Here is a 22188-nt window from a genome sequence, read left to right as displayed (position 1 = left end):
GGCTGGACAACCCGAAATGGACGCCTATATTGTATAGACATATAAGCACAGCCGCGTTGTGGATGCCATGCACGTCGATACCCTCTGGTCCAACGTCCACCTGATCACCCTCGACGGCGAGGGCCTGGGCGTCATCCGCGATGGCGTACTGGCCTGCGCGGACGGGCGCATCGTCCACGTCGGTGCCGCCGGCAGCGATACCCACCTGCAGCCGACCACCCGCATCGACGGCGAGGGTCGCTGGATGTCGCCGGGCCTGATCGACTGCCACACCCACCTGGTCTACGCCGGCAACCGCGCCAACGAATTCGAGCAGCGCCTGCAGGGCGTCAGCTATGCCGACATCGCCCGTGCCGGCGGCGGCATCGTCTCCACCGTGCGCGCCACCCGCGCTGCCACGCCCGGGCAGCTGGCCAGCGAGAGCCGGCCACGCCTGCTGGCGATGCGCGCCGAAGGCGTGACCACCATCGAGATCAAGTCCGGCTACGGCCTGACCCTGGCCGACGAGCGCAAGCAGCTGCAGGTTGCGCGCGCACTGGGCGAGGAATGCCGGGTCAACGTGGTCACCACCTTCCTCGGCGCGCACGCGATTCCGCCGGGCCGCGAGGCGCAGGAATACACCGACGAGGTGTGCAACGTGATGATTCCGGCCATCGCTGCCGAAGGCCTGGCCGAAGCGGTGGACGTGTTCTGCGAGAACATCGCGTTTTCCCCGGCGCAGGCGCGACAGGTGTTCGAGGCAGCGAGGGCGAACGGGCTGGCGGTGAAGATCCACGCCGAACAGCTGAGCAACCAGCACGGTGCCGAACTGGCGGCCGGCTTCGGTGCGCTCTCCGCCGACCACATTGAACATCTGGATGACGCTGGCATCGCCGCGATGGCCGCCGCCGGCACCGTGGCCGTGCTGCTGCCGGGCGCCTTCTATTTCACCCGCGATACCACCCTGCCGCCGATCGCTGCATTGCGCGCGGCCGGCGTGCCACTGGCACTGGCCACCGACAGCAACCCGGGCACTTCGCCACTGACCAGCCCGCTGCTGGCGATGAACATGGGCGCCACCCTGTTCCGCCTGACCGTGGACGAGTGCATCGCCGGCTTCACCCGTGAAGCGGCGCGCGCGCTGGGCCATGGCGAGCGCATCGGCCGACTCGCTGTCGGCATGGACTGCGACCTGGCGATCTGGGACATCGACGCCCCCGCCGATCTGGTCTATCGCATTGGATTCAACCCGCTGCACGCGCGCGTGGTGCGCGGTCAGCCCGACCTGCCTGCCTCCTGGAGCAACACATGAGCAACACCCTGGTTCTTCGCCCCGGCCATGTCACTCTCGCCCAGTGGCGGCAGGTCTATCGCGGTGCGCCGCTTGCACTGGACCCGGCTGCGCTGCCGGTGGTGCGCGCCAGCGCTGCGGCGGTGGCCGCCATCGTCGCCAAGGGCGCGCCGGTGTATGGCATCAACACCGGCTTCGGCAAGCTGGCCAGCGTGCGCATCGAGCGCGAAGACCTGGCCACCCTGCAGCGGAACATCGTGCTCTCGCATGCCGCCGGCGTGGGCGAGCCGATGCCGGCCAGCGTGGTGCGGTTGATGATGGCGCTGAAGCTGGTCAGCCTGGCGCAGGGTGCGTCGGGCATCCGCGAGGAAACGCTGCTGCTGCTGGAAGCGATGCTGGTCAAGGGCGTGCTGCCGGTGGTGCCGGCGCAGGGCTCGGTGGGTGCTTCCGGCGATCTGGCACCGCTTTCGCACCTGGCCAGCGTGATGCTGGGTGTGGGCGAAGCGTTCATCGGTGACGAACGCCTGCCCGCAACCGACGCATTGGCGCGTGCCGGCCTGCAGCCGATCGAACTGGGCGCGAAGGAAGGCCTGGCGCTGCTCAACGGCACCCAGTTCTCCACCGCCTATGCGCTGGCCGGCCTGTTCGACATCGAAACCGTGTTCCAGGCGGCACTGGTCACCGGCGCGTTGTCGGTGGAAGCGGCCAAGGGTTCGGACACGCCGTTCGATCCGCGCATCCATGCCATCCGTGGCCAGCGCGGGCAGATCGCCACCGCCGCCACGCTCCGCACGCTGATGCAGGGCTCGGACATCCGCGAATCGCACCGCGACAACGACGTGCGCGTGCAGGACCCGTACTGCCTGCGCTGCCAGCCGCAGGTGATGGGCGCGGCGCTGGATATCCTCCGCCAGGCCGCGACCACGCTGGAAATCGAAGCCAATGGCGTGTCCGACAATCCACTGGTATTCACCGATACCGGCGAAGCACTGTCTGGCGGCAACTTCCACGCCGAGCCGGTGGCCTTCGCCGCTGACATGCTGGCGATGGCGGTGTGCGAGATCGGCTCGATCAGCGAGCGCCGCCTGGCGATGCTGGTGGACCCGGCGCTGTCCGGCCTGCCGGCCTTCCTGACCCCGCGCCCGGGTTTGAATTCCGGCTTCATGATTCCGCAGGTGACCGCCGCCGCGCTGGTCTCGGAAAACAAGCAGCGCGCCTACCCGGCCAGCGTCGATTCGATCCCCACCTCGGCCAACCAGGAGGACCACGTGTCGATGGCCGCGCACGGTGCACGCCGCCTGATGCAGATGGCCGAGAACGCCGCCAACGTGATCGGCATCGAGCTGCTGGCCGCCGCGCAGGGCTGTGATTTCCATGCCCCGCTGCGCTCCAGCGCCGCGCTCGAGAACGTGCGCGCCACCCTGCGTGCCCAGGTGCCGACGCTGGAAGAAGACCGCTACTTCCACCCGGACATGGTGACCGCCACCCACCTGGTGCGCAGCGGCGCGCTGGCACGTGGCCTGACCGACCTGTTGCCGACCGTGGAACCGCAGGCATGAACACCCATCCCGAATGGTTGACGGTGCACGAGGGCGACGCCCCGTTGATCGTCAGCTTCCCGCATACCGGCAGCGAGGTGCCGCACGACCTGATCGGCGACTACCACTCGCCGTGGCTGGCACGCCGCGACGCCGACTGGTGGGTGCACGAGTTGTACGACTTCGTGCGCGGCATGGGCGCGACCACAGTGCGCTCGGCGATCTCACGTTCGGTGATCGACCTCAACCGCGATCCCAGCGGCGTGTCGCTGTACCCGGGCCAGAACACCACCGGCTTGTGCCCGCTGACCACCTTCGACAACCAGCCGCTGTACCACGCCGGGCGCGAACCGGACGACGCAGAAATCGCCCGTCGCCGCGACACGTATTTCCTGCCCTACCACGATGCGCTGGCCGCACAGATCACCCGCCTGCGTGCACGCCACGGCACCGTGGTGGTGTACGACGCGCATTCGATCCGCTCGCACATCCCGCACCTGTTCGACGGCGAACTGCCGCAGTTCAACCTCGGTACCGCCGGCCCGTCCGGCGCACCAGACACCTCCTGCGACAACGCCTTGAGCGACGTGGTGGAGAACCTGCTGAAGATCAGCGGCATGAGCCAGGTGCGCAACGGCCGCTTCAAGGGCGGCTGGATCACCCGCCACTACAGCAACGTCGCCGGCGGCGTGCACAGCCTGCAGATGGAGCTGGCCTGCCGCGGCTACATGCACGAACCGTTGCCCGACCAGGTGGACGAGCACAGCTGGCCCACCCCGCTCGACCCCGACCACGCCGCACCACTGCGCCACACCCTGGCGCAGGTGCTCAACGCCTGCCTTGAATTCGCTACGAACCGGAGCGCCGCATGACCCGCAACGACCCGTCCCGCACCATCGCCGCGCCGACCGGCACCACGCTCAACGCCAAGAGCTGGCTGACCGAAGCGCCGCTGCGCATGCTGATGAACAACCTGCACCCGGACGTGGCCGAGCGGCCGCAGGAACTGGTGGTGTACGGCGGCATCGGCCGCGCCGCGCGTGACTGGGAGAGCTTCGATGCCATCGTCGAAACGCTCAAGCGCCTGGACGACGACCAGACCCTGCTGGTGCAGTCCGGCAAGCCGGTGGGCGTGTTCCGCACCCATGCCGATGCGCCGCGCGTGCTGATCGCCAACTCCAACCTGGTTCCGCGCTGGGCCAACTGGGACCACTTCAACGAGCTGGATAAGAAGGGCCTGGCCATGTACGGCCAGATGACCGCCGGCAGCTGGATCTACATCGGCGCGCAGGGCATCGTGCAGGGCACCTACGAGACTTTCGTGGAAATGGGCCGCCAGCATTTCGGTGGCGACCTGACCGGGAAGTGGCTGTTCACCGGTGGCCTGGGCGGCATGGGCGGTGCACAGCCGCTGGCTGCCGTGATGGCCGGCGCCTCCTGCCTGGCCGTCGAGTGCCGCAAGAGCAGCATCGACATGCGCCTGCGCACCGGCTATCTGGACACCTGGACCGACAATCTTGACGAAGCGCTGCGCCTGATCGAGGAGTCGTGCAAGGCCGGAACGCCGAAGTCGGTGGGCCTGCTCGGCAACGTTGCCGACGTGCTGGCCGAACTGCTCAACCGCGGCGTGAAGCCGGACCTGCTGACCGACCAGACCTCCGCGCACGACCCGGTGAACGGCTACCTGCCGCAGGGCTGGACCGTCGAGCAGTGGGACGACAAGCGCGTGTCCGCCCCCAAGGAAGTGGAGAAGGCCGCGCGCGCGTCGATGGCCAACCACATCCGCGCCATGCTCGGTTTCCACGCGTTGGGCGTACCCACCGTGGACTACGGCAACAACCTGCGGCAGATGGCGCTGGAAGAAGGCGTGGCCAATGCCTTCGACTTCCCCGGTTTCGTGCCGGCCTACATCCGCCCGCTGTTCTGCCGTGGCATCGGCCCATTCCGCTGGGCGGCGCTGAGTGGCGACCCGGAAGACATCGCCAAGACCGATGCCAAGGTGAAGGAACTCATTCCGGACAACCCGCACCTGCACCGCTGGCTGGACATGGCCGCCGAGAAGATCAAGTTCCAGGGCCTGCCGGCGCGCATCTGCTGGGTCGGCCTGGGTGATCGCGATCGTCTGGGCCTGGCCTTCAACGAGATGGTGGCCAACGGTGAACTGAAGGCACCGGTGGTGATCGGCCGCGACCACCTGGACAGCGGGAGCGTGGCATCGCCGAACCGCGAAACCGAGGCGATGGCCGATGGTTCCGATGCCGTGTCCGACTGGCCGCTGTTGAACGCCCTGCTCAATACCGCCAGCGGCGCGACCTGGGTCTCACTGCACCACGGTGGCGGCGTCGGCATGGGCTTCTCGCAGCATGCCGGCATGGTCATCGTCTGCGATGGCACCGAAGCGGCGGCGAAGCGGATTGGCCGCGTGCTGTGGAACGACCCGGCCACTGGCGTGATGCGCCATGCCGATGCGGGTTATGAGATCGCGATCGACTGCGCGAAGGAAAAGGGACTGGATCTGCCGGGAATCCTCGGCTGATCGCATCCCTGCACGACTGCCGCCGGGCATGGCCCGGCGCTACCGGAACTACCTGTAGAGCCGAGCCCATGCTCGGCTCGATTTTTTCCGAGTGCACGACGTCTGGCCCAAAGTCAGCCGAGCATCGGCTCGGCTCTACCTGCTTGACCTGCTCTTCCACCGTGACCAAGATGCGCCATCGCCGCTGACGGAACACCGCGATGTACCGCACGCTTGCTGTCCTATTGCTCTGTGCCCTGGCCATCGCCCTGCCCGCTTCGGCCCGTGACGTTCCAGGGGGGCTCACCGCGCAGCTGGACGCGCAGCTACAGACCAATCGCGAGCGCTACGGCATTGCCGGCCAGTCGGTGCTGGTCGCCCACAACGGTCAGGTGCTCTACCAGGGCGCCAGCGGCGATCGTGATCCCACCAGCCATGCACTGGCCACCCTCGATTCCATCTTCGCCGCGCAGTCGATGGCCAAGCTGCTGACCAGCACGCTGGTGATGCAACTGGTCGATCAGGGCAAGGTGGATCTGGATGCGCCGGCGAGCCGCTATGTGCCGGACCTGCCGGCCGCATGGCAGACGATCCCGGTGCGCGACTTCCTCAACCACAGTTCGGGCATCGGCGAGTACTACGACCGCGTCGACAACCGTTGGATCAGCAAGGGCTACAGTGGCGTCGCGCCGGATCTTGCGGCAGCCCTGAAGGTCGCCGCGGCCGCGCCGATGCAGTTCGCCACCGGCAGCCGTGTGCAGTACACCCAGGCCAACTACCTGGTGCTGACGGCGTTGCTGGAAGCGCACTATCGCAAACCCTTCCCGGCCATCGCGCGCGAGCGCATCCTGCAGCCGCTGAAGATGGCCAGCACCTCCTGGGGCGTGGCCAGCGTACCGGCCCAGCTCGCGGCAGTTCCTTACATTGGCAAGGACGGCCAACTACAGACGGCCAATGAAGATCCCTGGCCGGACTACGGCTGGGGCCATGCCGATCTGCAGACCACCGTGGGTGACATGAACCTTTTCCTGCAGGCACTGGCCACCGGCAAGCTGCTGCGCACAGCCACGCTGGAAACGCTGTGGCAGCCGCAGAAGCTGACCGGCGGCGGCAGAAATTTCTTCTCCACCGGCTGGGACACCACCCGCAGCGACGGCTACACCCAGGTCGGCCATGATGGCGGCACCCGAGTGCGTGCGCGGCTGGCCTACAAGGGCACGCTGGCGAATGGCTACTGGGTATTCGTGTACCTGACCAATGGCAGTGCGCGCAATGTGTGGTCGAGCACGCTGGTGGAAAGCACGATGGCGGTGGTCGCGCCCGAGGAGTTTCCGCATGCGGTGCTGTCCGAGCGGCTGATCGCGTATGCGCTGGATGATGACGCTGGCGGTGCCCAGGCGATACGCAGCTGGTTGCGCGATGACAATCGGGTGACGGGCAGCGAGCTGGAACGTGCGATCAACGCCAGTGGCTATGCCATCCGCGAGAGTCTGGGTGCCAGCAAAGCACTGAAAGTGTTCGCGCTCAACGCCGAGCTGTATCCGGATTCGGCCAACGCGTGGGACAGCCTGGCTGAGTGCCATGCGGCATTGGGCGAAAGAGAAGCGGCTGATCGGCTGTATGCAAAGGCCAAAGCGCTGGCCAAGCCCTCGCCGTAACTTTCTGTAGAGCCGAGCCCATGCTCGGCTGCTCTTCGTTTCGAGCGAAGGAAACCCGCGCTGCGCGCGATAGCCGAGCATGGGCTCGGCTCTACAGGCGCACCCGCCCCCATACGTCGGTGATGGGTGACGTACCGTCCGCGACCTGTTAACTTGCGCGCCACTTTCGTGGTTTACAGCATTCCCGCATGTCGCTCCCGTCTCACCGCCCCACCCCGTCCCTGCTGTTCCTGGCAGTTTCCCTCGGCCTGGCTTCCACTGCCGTCGCCGCACCGCAGGCCACCACCCTTGATGCCGTACGGGTCACCGCTGCCGCCGATGCCAGTGCCCAGGCGCGCGAGGCGCTGAACCGCGTGCCTGGCGCCAGCAACGTCATCGACGTGGCCAAGGCCGACAGTCGACTGTCCAGCAGTGCCGATGTACTGGCCTACCAACCGGGTATCAGCGCGCAGTCGCCGGGCAACGAGGGCACCAAGATCTCGATCCGTGGCTCGGGCATCAATCGCGGGCCGGGCGCGCATGCCTCGGGCATCGCCGTGGCGATCGACGGCCTGCCGCTGACCGGACCGGGCGGCACGCCCTACGAACTGCTGGAACCGCTGTGGCTGTCGCGCGTGGAGGTGCTGCGCGGGGCCAATGGTTTCGAACGTGGCGCGCTGGCACTCGGCGGTGCCATCGATTACGTCAGCCGCAACGGCCGTGATTCGGCTGGCGTGCAATTGCGTTACGAGGCCGGCAGCCGTGGCTACCAGAAGCGCGGTCTCAGCTGGGGCGGTGTCAGCGGCGACGTCGATTACTTCCTGGCCTACACCGATACCGAATTCCACGGCTACCAGCTCCATGCGCGTGGCGACGGTAAAGGTGCGATGGCGAACATCGGCTGGCAGATCACGCCCGACCTGCAGACGCGCTTCTTCGTGCGCTATCGCGAAACCAACCACGAAACGCCCGGGCGCCTGACCCGCGACCAGATCCGCAACGATCCGCATGCGGCCAATCCAGCCAACCTGGCCATCGATGCGCGCCGCCCGCAACCCGGCAGCGCCTGGGTGGGCAATGTCACCACGCTGCAGATCGATGAGGACTCCTCATTGCAGGCCGGCCTGGTCTATCACACGTACCCGATGGACTTGAACGAGAGCCTGTACCGCCAGCAACTGGACTACGCCAACCTCAACGCCACGCTGGACTATCGCCACCGCCACCGGCTGTTCGGGCTGGACAGTGAAACCATGGTCGGCCTGCGCGTCACCCACGACCTGGACGCCGACGTGCGCGAGTCGCTGCGCTTTGCCAGCAACGGCTATGCCGCCGGCACGCGCACGCGTGATTTCCGCCACCACGGCACCGACAGCACGCTGCACGTCAGCAATATCCTCACCTTCAACGACCGCCTGCGCATGCAGACCGGGCTGGCGCTGATCAACACCCGCCGCGACGTGCAGGTGACCTGGCCAAACAGCGGCGGTCGACTGCGCGATCATGACTGGGACTACGCGCCGCGGCTGGGCTTCACCTGGCAGCACAGCGCGCAGACGCAGTGGTTCGGCAACCTCAGCCGCTCGGTGGAAGCACCGCATCCGTGGTCGATGATCTGGGGCTCGAACCAGTACTTCGGGCCGGGCAATGGCCCCTCCACCGGCCGCCAGCGCGCGCCGGTACCGATGCAGAACCAGACCGCCACCACGCTGGAACTGGGTGCGCGCGGCGACGCTGTGCTGGGGCGCTGGGAACTGACCGGCTACTACGCGCACGTCAACCACGAGCTGCTGAGCGTGGAGCTGCAACCGGTACCGAACCTGTTCATCGCAGAGAACAACGCCAGCCCCACCGTGCACCGTGGCATCGAAGCCGGATTGGACAGCACGCTGTGGCAGGCCGCGCCGGGGCGCCTGTCCTTGCGCCAGGCGTACACCTTCAGTGATTTCCGTTACCGCCACGACGCGCGCTTCGGCAGCAACCGCCTGCCGGGCCTGCCGCGCCACAGCTACCAGGCCGAGCTGCGCTTCGATCACGCCTCGGGCCTCTATGCTGCACTGAACACCGAATACGCCTCGCGCATCGCAGTGGACTACGCCAACAGCTACTGGGCCGACAGCCATGTGATCTTCGGCAGCCGCATCGGCTACGACGCACCCGGTGGCCGCTGGCAGGCGTGGGCGGAGATGCGCAACATCGGCAACCGCCACTACGCGGCCACGGTCACGCCGGGCTACGACGACGCCGGCAAGGATGTCGCGCGCTCGACGCCAGGCGAAGGCCGTGGCGTCTATGCCGGCGTGCGCTGGCGCTTTGACTGATCGCCTCAGGCGGCGCCGGATGTGATCCGGCGCCGTCATTCCAGGGTCAGCCGATACGCCAGGCCGGCAGGCGTTCGCTGCGCTTCCAGATGGAGGGCGCGAAACCAATCAACACCAGCGCCGCCAGCCACTTCGGTGAGGTATTGAGCAGTGTCGAGGTGAGCGAGCCATCGACGGGGGCGGCCATTTCCTGCCACGGGTTGTAGCCCAGGTAGACGACGCTGCCAGCCCACCACAGCAACGCCGCACCGACACCCACCAGCAACAGGGACAGCGTGCGGCAGGTCCAGCGCTGCGACGTGGTGCCCCATTCCCGCGACGCCGCGATCAGCAGGCCCACCACCAGCAGCGACACCAGTGCAACCAGCCCGATATCGACCTTGTGCCCGATACGCTCATAGCTGCAGGCGCGGCATTGCGCCTCCTCCGCGGCGGTAGCGGCTTCGGCGGTAGCGGCCTGCCCGGCTGCGGGCTCAGCCAGTGCTGCAAACGGCATCAGTACTGCCAGCAGCGTCACCATGATCCAACGAAACAACGTCCTGTTCCTGCGTGCAGCGACATCCATGCGCTCTTCCTCGTCAGTGGTTGTACGTCCAGGGCCGCAGTACGCGGCCGTCCCATACGCCGCCCAGAGCTCGTTCCGGGGGTTCGGCCATCCAGCGTCCCTGTTCCCGATGCAGTATGACAAGCTCCCGATAGACGAAATCGCCGGAACACGAATCCCAGGCGACCGCGATCATAGCCCACTGCCCATCGACGCTGAAAACGGGCCGGGTCAGATAGGCGAAGTGGTCGTATGTCCGAGTCCGCCCATGCACCGTTGCCGCGCACCCCTGCTCCCGCAGCGCTCGAAGCTCTGCGCCGTCCATCCGCTGCGCACCGGCCAATGCGGCCACAGGCATTGGCGTGGGACGGCGATTGGCGGGAACCAGGTCCGCCTGCAGGCGCAACCGCAGCGCATGGATGTCCGGCGGCCACCGGTCGTCCAGCGGCAGGACCGATCGTCCACCTCCTGGCAGGTGGAGGCACTGCTGCCCGGCCAGCAATAGGGCAAGGTCTGCTCCATCACGTAGATGTCCTCCCCCACCGCGTCGGTCAACTGCGGCTGCTCCTGCGGGCGCCATTGATCGACGCGCGTGGACGGCGTCTGCGGTGCGGTGGGCACCGCGCTCAGCGAGGTTGGCAGAACTGGCGTTGGCTGCGGCAATGCGGGTGGAAGGGGAAATGGCGGCCTCTGCCGGATCGCCAGCGCCATCGCCTCCGCCTGCATCTGCGCTGTTCCCAGGTTGACCGGTGGCGGACCGCTCTCCTGCTGCCACCTCGGGCGCAGGCTGCAGATTCCGGCCATGAGAGCCAAAGCCGACAGCGCCGCCGCCAGCGATGCAATGCGTCGCCAGGCGATCCGTTGTTGGCAGTCGCGGTCTGGCTTGAACGAGGTAACTGTCATCACGACTCCGCCAACGCGGGCCACAGGCCGTGTCCAAAGCTCATATGGCGGACAGGCTCCACTCGAATGCGCTCCCATCCGCCCTTCCTGCGGTGCAGAAGGTGGAGGTCGCGCATCGCCATTCCTCCACTGCACAGATCCGAGGCGATCGATGCCATTGCCCAGTTCCCGTCCAGGCTGAACACAGGACGCTGCAGATAGACAACGCCCAGATCCGGATTGCCCGGTCCGCCCATGCATCCCTCGATACCGCGCGCGCGTCGTTGCTGAAGCTCGTCCCACGTCATCCGCTGCGCCCGCACGTGTGCAAGCTCAAACGCGAGGTCGGGTACCCGCACAGCCCGACGGTTCACAACCTGCAGCATCGACTCCAGCTGCTGCTGCAGTTGAAAGGACGCCGCGCTGTCATCATCGCGCCACTCGAAGACGCTGTGACGAACCTGGCAGACAGGGGCGGGATCTCCTTCACCGCAGGTAGGCGCAGTCCATTCCATCACGGCAAATGGCATGTCGGGCTCCGAGCCGCGCGGCTCGAAGTGTGCTGGCTCGACGTCGTCCAGCGGCACCGCCGCGGTCGCGAACCCACTGTTACCGGTCAGCATCGGGAAGGAGACTGCCTTGATTGGAGTCGGTGGTAGGGGCGGACTTCCTGGTGGTGTCGGTCGCAGGTCGATGAGCTCTGCCATCACTTCGGCCTGCATCTGTGCAGTTCCCAGGTTGATCGGCGGCGGGCCGGTGTCCTGCCGCCACTGCGGACGCACGCTGGCCATCAGCGCTGCGCCAGCAGTCACGAACAGGACGACCGCTGTCGTCAGGATGCGCTTCCGTGCAATGCGCTGTCGCATGAAGTTCCTGGAAGAGATGACGCAGGTTGGGATATCGGCCGGTAACCTGGCGCTACAGCGCTTGAATGACCTGCAGCAGATGGCTCGCACCCGGCACAAGTTCCTGCGCAAGCCAACCCAGCACAGCAAAGAACAGCAGCAGGCCGAGCAGCAGCCAGATCGTGTGCGTCACGCATACCCGCCACCATCCCTGCACCTGCATGCCCTGCATGCGCCGGTACAAGCCACCGGCAATGGCCGCGTCCACCAGCAGTTCGGCCATCAGTACCGGCGCCGACCACACCACCCACACGCTGGCCAGCAGGACGGCGGCCACCAGCGCGACGATGCCGAGGAGGGCCAGCAACGGCAGGCCCGCTTCGTCTTCAGCCAGCCCGGCCAGCGGCACTTCGCTCACCTCGACCTCGCTCGGCGGTGCCGACTCATTCCACGAGGCAGACGCACCGCCACCGCCGGAACGGCCACCGACGCTGCTCCACGGTGATTCGGCGACGCCGCCGTGTGCCGATGGGCTGCCTCCACCCACCTCCGACGACAGGCCATCCAGCACGTCGTCCCAGCGCCAACGGATCCAGATCCACATCAGCAGCAGGAACACGCCGTAGGCCTGCAGTACCGCCATCGGGTAGCGCAACAGCATTGCGTCGACGCCAGCCAGTCGCAGCAGATGCGAGGCAAGGAACCCGGCGGCTCCAGTCAACGCAACGATCAAGGCCATCTGCAGACGGGGCCAGCCACGTTGCTGCAGGTGCCGCCGCGCACGCACGACTTCACCGCCACGGCTCCTGGGCAGCTTCAATGCACTGATGGAAAAATGGCGCGAGTTCTTCATGCCGCCACCCGTAGACGGGAGGCATCGCGGCCAGGGACCTCAGAAACCTGATACTGCATGCGGACATCCTTGCCGGGCACGCGTAGGCGGTGGTGGACGGATTCTAGCGCGATGGGGCCGTGGGTCCATCTGCCACGGGCCGGACTGGCGCCGGCCTTGTACCCGCGCGCCGGCGGCTGGATTATGATTTTCCACCAGAAGAACTATGCGCCACGGCATGCAGGCCTCCCAGTTCACCCGCGCCACCGCGCTCGTGATGTTCGTTCCAATGATTGGCCTCGCCGCTTGGGGTTCGTGGTTTGGTAGCCGCTGCTTCAGCGATGGCTGCCTCGGCGTCCTGGTGGCCTGGCTTGCCGCCGTGGTCACCTTTGCGGTGCAGGCGTTGCTGGTGCTCCCGGCGAATGCCTGGGCCCTCAAGCGGCAGGGAGCGCCCGCCTCCCGCAGCTACCTTCGTTGGTTGGGCGCGTCGGCCGTCGCAGCCTTCCTGCCCATCGTGCTCGGCTGGGGTTACCTGGTGATCTTCAGATGACCTGCCGCGCGTCTCCCGCACACGAATAGCCGGATCAGGGCGGCGCGGTCGCCTTCAGCAACTGCGCTGCGACCTGGTCGAACGGGGCGATGTCCTGCAGTGCGCGGCACATCGCCACGGCGCCTTCCACGCTGGCGATCACCAGGCTGGCCAGTCCATCCGCCGCCGCAGGATCGTGGCCGTCGGCAATGAAGGCTGCGGCGAGATGCCCCTGCCAGCGCGCGAACACTTCGGCAGCGGCAACACGTGGCTGGCTGGGCACGGCTTCCACCGGCTCTTCCACTGCCGCGGCCAGGACCGGGCAGCCCGCGCGGAACCCGGAGCGCAGCAGGCGCTCGCGCCACATTGCCAGGAACTGCCGCAGGCCCAGCACGGCCCCGCCCTTCAACAGCTCGACGAGAAGCGCCTCCACCTTGTCGCCGGCCATGTAGGTGGCGCGCGCCAGCAGTTCCTGCTTGCCGCCCGGGAAGTGGTGGTAGGTGGAGCCCAGCGGCGCCTCGGCCAGCTTGGTCACCTCACGGATGCTGGTGGCATTGAGGCCTACCCGCGCCAGCATCTGTGCTGCGGCATCAATCACCCGTTGCGGGGCATCAGAGGGTCGTGGGCTCACGGTGATCGCCTTGCTAAGACAGTCGTCATAGATTAGCGTACCGGCCGTTCTATAACAGTCGTCATAGCCATGAATCTCTGGTTCCGCCTGCTCCACCTGCTGCTGTGCAGCCTGTACCGGCCCAAGCTGGAGGCCCCGTTCGGGGTGTCTCGCCTGCAGTTCCGGGTGCTGCCCAACGATCTGGACAGCAACCTGCACATGACCAACGGCCGCTACTGGAACATCTTCGACCTGGGCCGGCTGGACCTGATCCTGCGCATGGGCCTGGGCCGGGTGGCGCTGCGCGAGAAGTGGGCACCGATCGTCGGCGCAGGCACCATCCAGTTCCGTCGCGAGCTGAAGCCGTTCCAGCGCTTCACCCTGGAAACGCGCCTGGTGGGCTGGGTCGGTTCGCGCGGCATCATGGAGCAGCGCGTACTGATCGGCGCTGAGCAGAAGATCGCCACGCGCGCGCTGCTGGTCACCGGCATCTACGACCGCCGCTCACGCCAGTTCCTGGGCATGCCAAAGATGATGGAAGCGATCGGCGTGGTCGCCCCGCCCTCGCCGCCACTCAGCGCGGCCGCCGAGGCGTTGCTGGCGGCCGATGCCGCGTTGAAGCAGGACCACGCCTGAAGCGCGTCACCCGACCTTCGGCATGTTCTTTGTCACGCAATGGATGCCACCTCCGCCGCCCGCAATCGCGTCGATGTCCACCGGCTCGATCTCCCGGCTGGGGTACAGATCCTCCAGCAGTTCACGGCAGTAGCCATCGGCAGCGTCGTCGCCAAACTGCGGCGCGACCACCGCACCATTGATCGGCAGGTAGTTGACGTAGCCCATCGCCAGGTCGTCGTTGTGGCGGGTATGCACGTTGTCGCGCCCGTCCAGCGGTGGCGGCAACGTGTGCACCTGCAGGCGACGACCATCGGCATCGGTGGCCTCGCGCAGGATCTGTAGATGTTCGCGGGTCAGGTCGTGATCGTAGGACTCCGGATCATTGTCCAGGTTGGCGATCACTACGCCGGGGCGCACGAAGCGTGCGTAGAAATCCACGTGCGCATCGGTGATGTCCTCGCCGGCAATACCGGGCAGCCAGATCACCTTGCGCAGGCCAAGGTGATGCTTCAGCTCGGCCTCGATATCCGCGCGCGACCAGTCGGGATTGCGGTTGCGGTTCACCCAGCAGCTCTCGGTGAGGATGGCGGTGCCATGACCGTCGACTTCGATGCCACCACCCTCGCCCACCAGATCGCTTTCCAGCAGCGTGGCACCGGTCACCTGCGCCAGCCACGGCGCCACCGCGCCATCGTTGCGTGCGCTCTGCTTGCCACCCCAGCCGTTGAAGTTGAAATCAACCAGGCCCAGCCCGCCCTTGCCATCGGTGACGAAACAACCGCCGTAGTCGCGCACCCAGATGTCATCCAGCGGCACCTCGAGGAACTCGATGTTGTCGCGGCCGCAGCGATCCTGCGCCAGCTTCCGCTGCGCCGGGCGGCACAGCACGCTGACCGGCTGGTAGCGGGCGATGGTGCGGGCCAGGCGGGCGACGGCGGTGTTCACCGCGTCGGCCTGCGCACCCCAGACCCGCGGTTGCGCAGCAAAGGCCAGGAAGACGCGCTCCTGGGGGCCATGCTCGTCGGGCATCCGCCAGATACCCGCGCCCGGCCCCGCCGCAGCCACGCGAGCCGGCAACCCCGCCAGACCGAGGGCGGCCAGGCCGCCAAGACCGGCGGCGCCCGCCAGCTGGGTGAGGAAGTGACGACGGCTGCTCATGACGGGCTCCAGGGCCGGTGTGGGATGGAAGCTATGCTGCGCTTGCCCATCCATAAGAACAAACGATAGCTTCAGCCATCAATTGAACAGTTTTACTTACCTGAAATGCTCAAGCATTGGCCACCGCTGAACGCGTTGCGTGGTTTCGAGGCCGCCGCCCGCCTGGGTAGTTTCCACAGGGCAGCCGAGGAACTGCATCTGACCCAGTCGGCCATCAGCCAGCAGATCCGGGGCCTGGAAGCCTCGCTGCAGCAGCCGTTGTTCTTCCGGCAGGGCCGCAGCGTCACCCTCACCGACGCCGGCATCGACCTGCTGGAAACCACCCAGTCCCTGCTGCGGCAGCTGGCCAGTGGCATCCGCCGGCTCGATCAGTACCGCAAGCCGAATCAACTGATCGTCAACACCAGCCCGGCCTTTGCGCGCCATTGGCTGGTGCCACGCCTGGCCGGGTTCCATCGCCTGCATCCCGACGCCGACCTGTGGCTGCTGACCAGCGAGGACGCGCCGGACATGACCACGCAGACGCTGGACGTGGCGGTACGCGACGACCTGGACTCACAGGCCCAGTGCCAGCATCGCGTGCTGCTGCAGGATCGCCTCTTTCCGGCCTGCCATCCCGACCTGCTGGCCACGCCCGTGCATGAACGCCTGACCCTGCATGGCGAGCGCGAAATGGATTGGAGCCAGTGGCAGGTACAGGGGGGCGCCGATGTTGGCCAGCGCCGCGAAGGCATGAACTTCTCCGAGCCCGGGCAGCTGCTGGATGCAGCCTGCCAAGGGCTGGGCATCGCCCTGGTCAGCGAGTTGTTGGCGGCTCGCGCCTGCGATCAAGGCCTGCTGCTACCGCTGGATGAGGCGCGCGTGCGCGGCCCGCGCTGGAGCTGGCTGGTGCACCAGGACAGCGCGGCCGATCCGCTGGTGATCAGTTTCTGCGAGTGGCTGCTGGCGAGTCTGCCCGCGGGAGCTACTTCTGCTGCAGCGCGCGCTTGACCGCCGCTTCGGCCAACGGCGCCATCACCGCATAGCCCTTCGCGGTGGGATGCACGCCGTCCTCGGCCAGCTGCGGATCGAGGCCACCAGCCGCATTGGCCATCGGCGTGTAGTAGTCCAGATAGACCAGCTGCTTCGCCTCGGCATAGCGCTTCAACGCCGTATTCAATGCGCGCACCTTCGGCGCAGGCGTGATGCCCGGCATCCACGGGTACTCACTCACCGGCAGCACGGAGGCCAGCACCACGGCGATGCCATGTGCACGGGCCAGCTCCATCATCGCGTGCAGGTTGTCTTCGATCATCCCCTGCGTGGATGGGCCGGTATTGCCGGCGATGTCGTTGGTGCCGGCCAGGATCACCACCACGTGCGGCTTGAGCGCCAGCGCGTCCTGGGAAAACCGCACCAGCATCTGTGCCGTAGTCTGGCCGCTGATGCCACGATTGAGCCACCCCTTGCCGGGGAAGAATCCAGCGCTGCCATCCTTGCCCCAGCCTTCGGTGATGGAATCGCCGAAGAACACTACGCGTGGCTGCCCGGGTACTGCGGCAGGCAACCGTGCGTTGGCGTCGCGATAGTGCTGCAGCTGCGGCCAGTCGGCCAAGCGCTGCTGCATGAAACGAACCTCGTCGGGGCGCAACTGCTCGACAGGCGTCAGCAGCAGTGGATTGACTGCGACAGTTTCTGCGGCACCCAGCGGAGAAACCAACGCAAGGCCCAGCGTCACGACAGCCACGGCGGCAAGCTCAACAGGTCCACGCATGCGGGTACTCCTGAAATCAACTTCAGCAGTCTAGCGCCCTGTGCTGCGCTCAGCGTGCAGCCGTACGCGCCGCCACACCCGTGACCTTTGCCGGCATCCACATGCCCGGCGTCCAGCCGCTGGCGGCCAGGATCGCTTTCGGGTTGTCCTGCTGTATCAGCGCTCGCACCGCGTCACGCTTGTCCTTGGCCTGCAGGTAATAGGCCTTGGCGATGCGATAACCCACCCAGTACCCCAGGTCGTAAGGCTCCTGCGAGCCCGGCTTGTAGTTGTACAGCCATGGCGACAGATCGGTGCTGTCCAGATCCAGCGCGAACGCGCTTTCGATATGTACTTCGCGGCCACGGGTCCAAGCCGCGTGGCGCCCGTTGCCCACGTTGCCGGAAATCAACTCGGCGATGAACTCGGCGATGCCCTCCCCCAGCGAAACACGCAGCACCGTCGCCTGCGGGTCACCCGGCTCGAAGTCGGTCAGGCCGGTCTGCTGGATGTGCACGTATTCGTGTGCGATCACGTGCACGAAGCGGTCCTGCACATTGGGATGCATGAAGTCGGCCGCGCACAACGCTTCCAGGCCGATGATCACCCCGCTCTTCGACGTCAGCCCTACAGGACGGCCGCGGCCCACCACGATGGTCACTGGCGGGAACCGGGTCTGCGGGTAGATCGCCTGCAGGTTGGCGAACACCTGTACCAGCCGTTGCTTGACCGCCGGCAGCTCGGCCAGGCAGTTCCGCCCCTGCGCATACAGCTCCGGCTGGCTGGCGATGGACTCGGCAATCCGCTCCGGAGTGACCCGGCGTGCCTTGGCCAACTCGGCCAGGCCGGCCGAACCCTCCGCCATGTATCCACGCAGCTGCGCAACGCTCGGCTTGCCGCCAGCGCTGTCATAGAGTGCATAGAAACGACTGGCATCCTCGGTGAGGATCTGCGGCCCTGCCGGTACCGCTGCGGTGGCCGCGCCCATCGCCCCGGCACAGGCCAGGGCTAACAGGCCGCGCAGGTTAATGAACATCGCTCCGTCCTTGGTGGAGTGCATGCGAAGCGCGCAATCTATCACTCCGCCCGGCCCACTGCAGCAGGCGGATGCGGGCGCCCCGGCGCTGTGCCAGACTCGCTTCGGCACCTGCCATGGAAGATGGAGCACCGCACGATGATGATCGTTCCCGCGTACTGGGCCGAAGCCCGCCTGCAGGCCCGTTTCCGTGGCCGGCCGGTGGTGGTGCGCCGCTTTGGCTGGTCCGACGAAGGCCCAGCCCAAGCCCAGGGTCACGCCGACCGCCGTGCCAACGAAGCACTCAATGCCATTCTTGCCGGGCAGGTGCTGCCGCGTCGCGAAGTGCGCAGCAACTACGGCGTGGAAGGCGTTCCGATCCGCGAGCAGATCGTGCAGCGCGACGGTGACGTCATCATCACCCGCAACAGCTACGGTGCGCTCTGCCTCAATACCCCTGACGTGCTGTTCGCCGACATCGACCATGCGCAGCCGCCGGCAGGTTGCGTGCTGCCTGCAATCATCGCGGCAGTGCTGCTGTTCGCCGGCGCCATCATCGGCACCCTGCTCTGGCACTGGCTGGTGGGACTGGTACTGGGGGTGGCGGCGGTGTTGCTGGTCAACACGGCGATGCTGATGCAGCGCAAGCGGCGCCTGGCCGCGGCCGGTGGCGCCGAAGGTGTAGCGCTGCAGCGGGTCGCGACCTTCAGCGAACAGCATCCGGACTGGCATCTGCGCGCGTACCGCACGCCGGCCGGACTACGCGTGCTGGCCATGCATGCCACGTTCTCCCCCGAGGACGAGCAGCTGCAGGCCTTCTTCAAGGCACTGGGCACCGACGCCCTCTACGCGCGCATGTGCCGGCTGCAGCATTGCTTCCGTGCGCGACTGACACCGAAGCCGTGGCGCGTCGGCCTGAAGTACCGCATCCGCCCACCGGTGGCCGCGTGGTCAGCCGAACAGGCCAACAACCCGGACCGCCTGGCCTGGATTGCCGAATACGAGAAGAAGAGCGCTGGCTTTGCCGCCTGCGCCTATCTGCGAAGTTTCGGTGATACCACGCGCATCCATGCGAAGGCCGAGCACGTGCGCGAACTGCACGACCGGTTGGCGCACGCGCAGGACCGCCTGCCGCTGGCGTGAGCGCAGCAGGCGCTCAATCAGCGCCCTGCACGAACGGCTGCCCTGCCAGGGTAGTGCCCAGCCGCACCGCGACCTGCTGTCCGCCCTTCTCGAAAGTCGTCGCACACTGCTTCCCACCCTTCTGGCATCCGACTTCCGGAAAGCCTTCCAGCGACTCCGGCGCGCCCTCCACCGGCTTCACCTGCCAACCGGCCGCGTCCAGCAGGCGCTTGGCCTTGGCGTAAGGCATGCCGGCGATGATCCCCAGCTCCGCCAGTTCGGCGGGCAGCGACTGAGCACCCGCAGTTGAGACCAGGAACAACGACAACGTTGCAGCAAGAAGGATGGCTTTCATTGCACCGACCCGGGACGGACTTACAGGTTCAGCCTAGACCATTTGCATGGCATGCGAATGTGCCGGTAACACGTCGTTACCGAGTCTCCACAGTTGATTGCAGAGCACTTGCTGCTGTTTGCAGGCGAACGGGCAGCCGAACGTGGGCTCTGCTTTACAGGATGCAGGAAGGCCACCCGGAGGTGGCCTTCCTGTTCCCTTACTTGGCGTTCTTCACATAGGTATCGAACCAGTTCAGCATTTCCGCTACCAGCTGCTCGTTCGACTCCAGCGCGGTGTACCAGTGCGGCTCGTTCGGCAGCATCACCAGGCGAGTGGTACCACCGTTGCCGCGGATCGCCTGGTACAGCTTGCGCGACTGGAACGGCTCGGTGCCCGGATTCGCATCGTCTTCGCCGTGGACCAGCAGCAGCGGCAGCTTGATCTTGTCGGCATAGAAGAACGGCGAGGCCTTCAGGTACACGTCCTGCGCCTGCCAGACCGATCGGCGTTCGTTCTGGAAGCCGAACGGGGTGAAGGTCTTGTTGTACGAGCCACTGGTCGCCACGCCGGCCTTGAACAGGTTGGTGTGGGCGATCAGGTTGGCGGTCATCAGGCCACCGTGGCTGTGGCCGGTCACGCCGATGCGGTTGCGGTCGACCACGCCCATGTCCACGGCCTTGTCCACCGCAGCCTTGGCATCGGCTTCCAGCTGCTCCAGGTAGGTGTCGTAGGCGTTCTTCGGGTCGCCCACGATCGGGAACGAGGCGTTGTCGATGATCGCGTAGCCGGCCAGCAGCATCAGGCGGTACGGCTGCAGGCGGGTGAAGGTCTGCTGCGAACCCGATACCTGGCCCGCCTGTGCGGCGTTGGCGAAGTCGGCCGGGTAGGCGTACAGGATCGCCGGCACACGCTGGCCTTCCTTGTAGCCCGGCGGCGTGTACAGGGTGAACGACAGGTCCACGCCATCGGCCCGCTTGTAGGTCACCAGCTGCTTCTTGATCTGGCGCACTTCCGGGGTCGGGTCGACCAGCTTGGTCAGCGCGGTGGCGGTGGACGCGAACTGCGCCTCGCCGGCCTTCGCGTCGGCCACCGCCTCACCCTGCTGGCGGATGAAGGCGTTCGGCGGATCGATCACCGACTGGTGCCAGGTCAGGTAGCGCCCCGGCGTGCTGCTGAAACCGAGGAACTGTTCGTAGGCGTCGGCACTGCTGCGGAACAGGCGCTCGCTCTTCAGCGTGCCCAGGTCAAGGCGGTCCAGGAACGGACGATCGCCCTGCGGCGACGCGCCACGGCCGCTGAGGAACACATGGTTGCCCTCACGGCGCACGACCTGGGCGCCATTCGGCAGGCGGGTGAACACCAGATTGCCGGGGTTGGCGTACAGCTCGTCGCTGGACATGTCCCACAGCAGGCGCCCTTCCTTCTTCGGCTGATCCACATCGACGACGCGGGTCTGCATCCAGTGGCGGTTCTCGTCGTTCTCGTACTGGAACGCCACGGCCGGATCGGCGGTCCACGCAAAACCTTCGAAGCGCTGCGTGGTGCGGGTGATCTCGGTCGGTTTGCCGTTGAAAGGTGCCTTCAGCATCAGCACGCGATCGCGATGCGGCACGTTGACTTTCCAGTCGCCCTTGTCCAGCGCTTCGGCATAGACCAAGGTGGCCGGATCGGTGGCACGCCAGTCGAAACCACGCGGGCCTTCCGGCACGCCGTGCACCGGCACGCGGTCGGCCAGCGGCAGGCTGGCGATCGGCGTGGACTTGCCGCTGGCGATATCCAGCACGGCCACGTCGTTGGCGAAGCGCTGGTAGGTCACCGCATGCGAGTACGGTGCCTTGATCGACTCGGTCAGCACATGCACGCCATCGGGCGCGGCGCTGACGTCGTTGAACAGCGCCGGCTGCCCGACCGGACGCACGCTGCCGGCGGCGGTGTCGACCACGGCCAACTGCGAGGCACCGTAGTAGGCGAACAGCTTCTCGTCATGCACGCTGGTCAGCGTATCGCGCGCCTCATAGGTGCTGCTCTCGCCGCTGCTGCCCAGCGACTCCTGCGCATCCGGGCCGGTCGGCACACCGCCATTGGACGGCGCCGGGCCCTGGTTGGCCGGCACCAGCTTCACCAGCAGGTTCTGGCTGCCACCCAGCCACTGCACGGTGTTGCCAAAGATCGGGTTCAGCTGCACGTTCGGGATCTGCTTCACCTGCCCGGTGGCGGCATCGCCCACCCACAGCTGCACGCTGGTATCGACCGCATTCTGGAACGCGAAGTGGCTACCATCGGCCGACCACAGCGCGCCGGTGGCGCAGCCCTGCGGCAGGTTGACCTTGGTCTCCTTGCCGCTGCCGATATCGACCAGGGTGAAGTCAGCCACGCAGGCCGGAATGCCGTAGCCACCGGGGGTGTCATGGCGGCTGCGGTTCTTCGGCTCCAGGCGCACACCGGCCAGCTTCAGGTACGGCTGGGCAACGCGGCTGATCGACGGGTAGGTCTGCGCGGTGGTCAGCAACAGGCGCTGGCCGCCCGGGGCCACGTTCGGCGCCGGCGGCGGCGGCGCCTTCAGCACCTTGAGCAGGCGTTCCGGCGGCTTTGCGTAATCGGCAAGCGCCGGGCCAGTGGCCAGCAGGCCGAAGGTGGCAACGGCAACGGCCGCCGCCAGAGAGGTACGACGGATGAGCATCCT

Annotated in this window: 20 protein-coding genes; 10 read left to right on the top strand and 10 right to left on the bottom strand. The window is 66.8% G+C overall.

The window, feature by feature from the left end:
- Nucleotides 1-67: 67 nt before the first annotated feature.
- The 6 genes from hutI (at nt 68) to AASM09_RS08390 (ending at nt 9281) form a co-directional block, all read left to right on the top strand.
- Nucleotides 68-1291 (top strand): imidazolonepropionase, encoded by a 1224-nt coding sequence (hutI, locus tag AASM09_RS08415; RefSeq protein ID WP_049427589.1) that lies wholly within the window; start codon nt 68-70, stop codon nt 1289-1291.
- Nucleotides 1288-2829 (top strand): histidine ammonia-lyase, encoded by a 1542-nt coding sequence (hutH, locus tag AASM09_RS08410; protein ID WP_049427587.1) that lies wholly within the window; start codon nt 1288-1290, stop codon nt 2827-2829. The genes hutI and hutH overlap by 4 nt, the downstream gene beginning before the upstream one ends.
- Entirely contained in the window at nt 2826-3680 is an 855-nt protein-coding gene (gene hutG / locus AASM09_RS08405; protein ID WP_049427585.1) for an N-formylglutamate deformylase, read from the top strand. Before hutH ends, hutG begins: the two co-directional genes overlap by 4 nt.
- Nucleotides 3677-5344 carry a urocanate hydratase gene (gene hutU, locus AASM09_RS08400; RefSeq protein ID WP_049427583.1) on the top strand — a complete coding sequence of 556 codons (1668 nt, stop codon included), beginning with the start codon at nt 3677-3679 and terminating at the stop codon, nt 5342-5344. Before hutG ends, hutU begins: the two co-directional genes overlap by 4 nt.
- A gap of 200 nt (nt 5345-5544) precedes the next feature.
- The gene (locus tag AASM09_RS08395; protein ID WP_049427582.1) at nt 5545-6981 is read left to right on the top strand and encodes a serine hydrolase domain-containing protein; all 1437 of its coding nucleotides are present in this window, start codon (nt 5545-5547) and stop codon (nt 6979-6981) included.
- Between the two features lie 188 nt (nt 6982-7169).
- A complete protein-coding gene (locus tag AASM09_RS08390; protein ID WP_049427581.1) occupies nt 7170-9281 on the top strand; it encodes a TonB-dependent receptor family protein in 2112 nt (703 codons plus the stop codon).
- Between the two features lie 46 nt (nt 9282-9327).
- On the opposite strand, the gene AASM09_RS08385 is transcribed toward AASM09_RS08390, so the two are convergent.
- From AASM09_RS08385 to AASM09_RS08370, 4 genes are all read right to left on the bottom strand, one after another.
- Nucleotides 9328-9846, bottom strand: a complete 519-nt coding sequence (locus AASM09_RS08385) for a hypothetical protein (protein WP_049427580.1) — start codon at nt 9844-9846, stop codon at nt 9328-9330.
- A gap of 210 nt (nt 9847-10056) precedes the next feature.
- Nucleotides 10057-10728 carry a hypothetical protein gene (locus tag AASM09_RS08380; RefSeq protein WP_152906552.1) on the bottom strand — a complete coding sequence of 224 codons (672 nt, stop codon included), beginning with the start codon at nt 10726-10728 and terminating at the stop codon, nt 10057-10059.
- Nucleotides 10728-11573, bottom strand: coding sequence for a hypothetical protein (locus tag AASM09_RS08375; RefSeq protein ID WP_049427578.1), 846 nt, complete (start codon nt 11571-11573; stop codon nt 10728-10730). The genes AASM09_RS08380 and AASM09_RS08375 overlap by 1 nt, the downstream gene beginning before the upstream one ends.
- Nucleotides 11574-11625: 52 nt before the next feature.
- On the bottom strand, nt 11626-12405 hold the full coding sequence (locus tag AASM09_RS08370; protein WP_049427577.1) for a hypothetical protein: 780 nt from the start codon (nt 12403-12405) through the stop codon (nt 11626-11628).
- Nucleotides 12406-12610: 205 nt separating this feature from the next.
- Here AASM09_RS08370 and AASM09_RS08365 point away from each other — a divergent pair, with 205 nt between their 5' ends.
- Nucleotides 12611-12934 (top strand): hypothetical protein, encoded by a 324-nt coding sequence (locus AASM09_RS08365; RefSeq protein WP_049427576.1) that lies wholly within the window; start codon nt 12611-12613, stop codon nt 12932-12934.
- 34 nt (nt 12935-12968) lie between these two features.
- Here AASM09_RS08365 and AASM09_RS08360 read toward each other — a convergent pair whose 3' ends face one another.
- On the bottom strand, nt 12969-13544 hold the full coding sequence (locus tag AASM09_RS08360; RefSeq protein WP_049427574.1) for a TetR/AcrR family transcriptional regulator: 576 nt from the start codon (nt 13542-13544) through the stop codon (nt 12969-12971).
- 69 nt (nt 13545-13613) lie between these two features.
- Between AASM09_RS08360 and AASM09_RS08355 the strand changes: the two genes are divergently transcribed.
- On the top strand, nt 13614-14159 hold the full coding sequence (locus AASM09_RS08355) for a thioesterase family protein (RefSeq protein ID WP_049427573.1): 546 nt from the start codon (nt 13614-13616) through the stop codon (nt 14157-14159).
- Between the two features lie 6 nt (nt 14160-14165).
- On the opposite strand, the gene AASM09_RS08350 is transcribed toward AASM09_RS08355, so the two are convergent.
- On the bottom strand, nt 14166-15299 hold the full coding sequence (locus AASM09_RS08350) for an agmatine deiminase family protein (RefSeq protein ID WP_049427571.1): 1134 nt from the start codon (nt 15297-15299) through the stop codon (nt 14166-14168).
- A 105-nt stretch (nt 15300-15404) separates the two neighbouring features.
- On the opposite strand from AASM09_RS08350, the gene AASM09_RS08345 reads away from it, so the two are divergent.
- Complete coding sequence (locus AASM09_RS08345; protein WP_049427569.1) at nt 15405-16289, top strand: LysR family transcriptional regulator; 885 nt, start codon at nt 15405-15407, stop codon at nt 16287-16289.
- Here the strand turns inward: AASM09_RS08345 and AASM09_RS08340 are convergent.
- Nucleotides 16264-17052 carry an SGNH/GDSL hydrolase family protein gene (locus tag AASM09_RS08340; RefSeq protein ID WP_049427567.1) on the bottom strand — a complete coding sequence of 263 codons (789 nt, stop codon included), beginning with the start codon at nt 17050-17052 and terminating at the stop codon, nt 16264-16266. The genes AASM09_RS08345 and AASM09_RS08340 overlap by 26 nt on opposite strands.
- Before the next feature lie 49 nt (nt 17053-17101).
- Nucleotides 17102-18067 (bottom strand): DUF2268 domain-containing putative Zn-dependent protease, encoded by a 966-nt coding sequence (locus tag AASM09_RS08335; protein WP_049427566.1) that lies wholly within the window; start codon nt 18065-18067, stop codon nt 17102-17104.
- Between the two features lie 138 nt (nt 18068-18205).
- On the opposite strand from AASM09_RS08335, the gene AASM09_RS08330 reads away from it, so the two are divergent.
- Nucleotides 18206-19189 (top strand): hypothetical protein, encoded by a 984-nt coding sequence (locus AASM09_RS08330; protein WP_049427606.1) that lies wholly within the window; start codon nt 18206-18208, stop codon nt 19187-19189.
- A 13-nt stretch (nt 19190-19202) separates the two neighbouring features.
- Here AASM09_RS08330 and AASM09_RS08325 read toward each other — a convergent pair whose 3' ends face one another.
- Entirely contained in the window at nt 19203-19523 is a 321-nt protein-coding gene (locus AASM09_RS08325; RefSeq protein ID WP_049427564.1) for a hypothetical protein, read from the bottom strand.
- A 199-nt stretch (nt 19524-19722) separates the two neighbouring features.
- Nucleotides 19723-22185 carry a S9 family peptidase gene (locus tag AASM09_RS08320; RefSeq protein WP_100443799.1) on the bottom strand — a complete coding sequence of 821 codons (2463 nt, stop codon included), beginning with the start codon at nt 22183-22185 and terminating at the stop codon, nt 19723-19725.
- Between the last annotated feature and the right edge of the window lie 3 nt (nt 22186-22188).

This window comes from Stenotrophomonas maltophilia (assembly GCF_039555535.1).
Lineage (GTDB): Bacteria > Pseudomonadota > Gammaproteobacteria > Xanthomonadales > Xanthomonadaceae > Stenotrophomonas > Stenotrophomonas maltophilia_Q.
Note: the sequence above shows the minus strand (reverse complement) of the source record. Positions and strands in the feature narration are given on the sequence as shown.

What these genes read in the sequence shown, in the direction of transcription:
- AASM09_RS08345 (WP_049427569.1), top strand. Translation starts at nt 15,405, where the DNA reads ATGCTCAAGCATTGGCCACCGCTGAACGCGTTGCGTGGTTTCGAGGCC.
- AASM09_RS08355 (WP_049427573.1), top strand. Translation starts at nt 13,614, where the DNA reads ATGAATCTCTGGTTCCGCCTGCTCCACCTGCTGCTGTGCAGCCTGTAC.
- AASM09_RS08340 (WP_049427567.1), bottom strand. Translation starts at nt 17,052, where the DNA reads ATGCGTGGACCTGTTGAGCTTGCCGCCGTGGCTGTCGTGACGCTGGGC.
- AASM09_RS08365 (WP_049427576.1), top strand. Translation starts at nt 12,611, where the DNA reads ATGCGCCACGGCATGCAGGCCTCCCAGTTCACCCGCGCCACCGCGCTC.
- AASM09_RS08330 (WP_049427606.1), top strand. Translation starts at nt 18,206, where the DNA reads ATGATGATCGTTCCCGCGTACTGGGCCGAAGCCCGCCTGCAGGCCCGT.
- hutI (WP_049427589.1), top strand. Translation starts at nt 68, where the DNA reads ATGCACGTCGATACCCTCTGGTCCAACGTCCACCTGATCACCCTCGAC.
- AASM09_RS08320 (WP_100443799.1), bottom strand. Translation starts at nt 22,185, where the DNA reads ATGCTCATCCGTCGTACCTCTCTGGCGGCGGCCGTTGCCGTTGCCACC.
- AASM09_RS08375 (WP_049427578.1), bottom strand. Translation starts at nt 11,573, where the DNA reads ATGCGACAGCGCATTGCACGGAAGCGCATCCTGACGACAGCGGTCGTC.
- AASM09_RS08370 (WP_049427577.1), bottom strand. Translation starts at nt 12,405, where the DNA reads ATGAAGAACTCGCGCCATTTTTCCATCAGTGCATTGAAGCTGCCCAGG.
- hutH (WP_049427587.1), top strand. Translation starts at nt 1,288, where the DNA reads ATGAGCAACACCCTGGTTCTTCGCCCCGGCCATGTCACTCTCGCCCAG.
- AASM09_RS08380 (WP_152906552.1), bottom strand. Translation starts at nt 10,728, where the DNA reads ATGACAGTTACCTCGTTCAAGCCAGACCGCGACTGCCAACAACGGATC.
- AASM09_RS08325 (WP_049427564.1), bottom strand. Translation starts at nt 19,523, where the DNA reads ATGAAAGCCATCCTTCTTGCTGCAACGTTGTCGTTGTTCCTGGTCTCA.
- AASM09_RS08385 (WP_049427580.1), bottom strand. Translation starts at nt 9,846, where the DNA reads ATGGATGTCGCTGCACGCAGGAACAGGACGTTGTTTCGTTGGATCATG.
- hutU (WP_049427583.1), top strand. Translation starts at nt 3,677, where the DNA reads ATGACCCGCAACGACCCGTCCCGCACCATCGCCGCGCCGACCGGCACC.
- hutG (WP_049427585.1), top strand. Translation starts at nt 2,826, where the DNA reads ATGAACACCCATCCCGAATGGTTGACGGTGCACGAGGGCGACGCCCCG.
- AASM09_RS08350 (WP_049427571.1), bottom strand. Translation starts at nt 15,299, where the DNA reads ATGAGCAGCCGTCGTCACTTCCTCACCCAGCTGGCGGGCGCCGCCGGT.
- AASM09_RS08335 (WP_049427566.1), bottom strand. Translation starts at nt 18,067, where the DNA reads ATGTTCATTAACCTGCGCGGCCTGTTAGCCCTGGCCTGTGCCGGGGCG.
- AASM09_RS08390 (WP_049427581.1), top strand. Translation starts at nt 7,170, where the DNA reads ATGTCGCTCCCGTCTCACCGCCCCACCCCGTCCCTGCTGTTCCTGGCA.
- AASM09_RS08395 (WP_049427582.1), top strand. Translation starts at nt 5,545, where the DNA reads ATGTACCGCACGCTTGCTGTCCTATTGCTCTGTGCCCTGGCCATCGCC.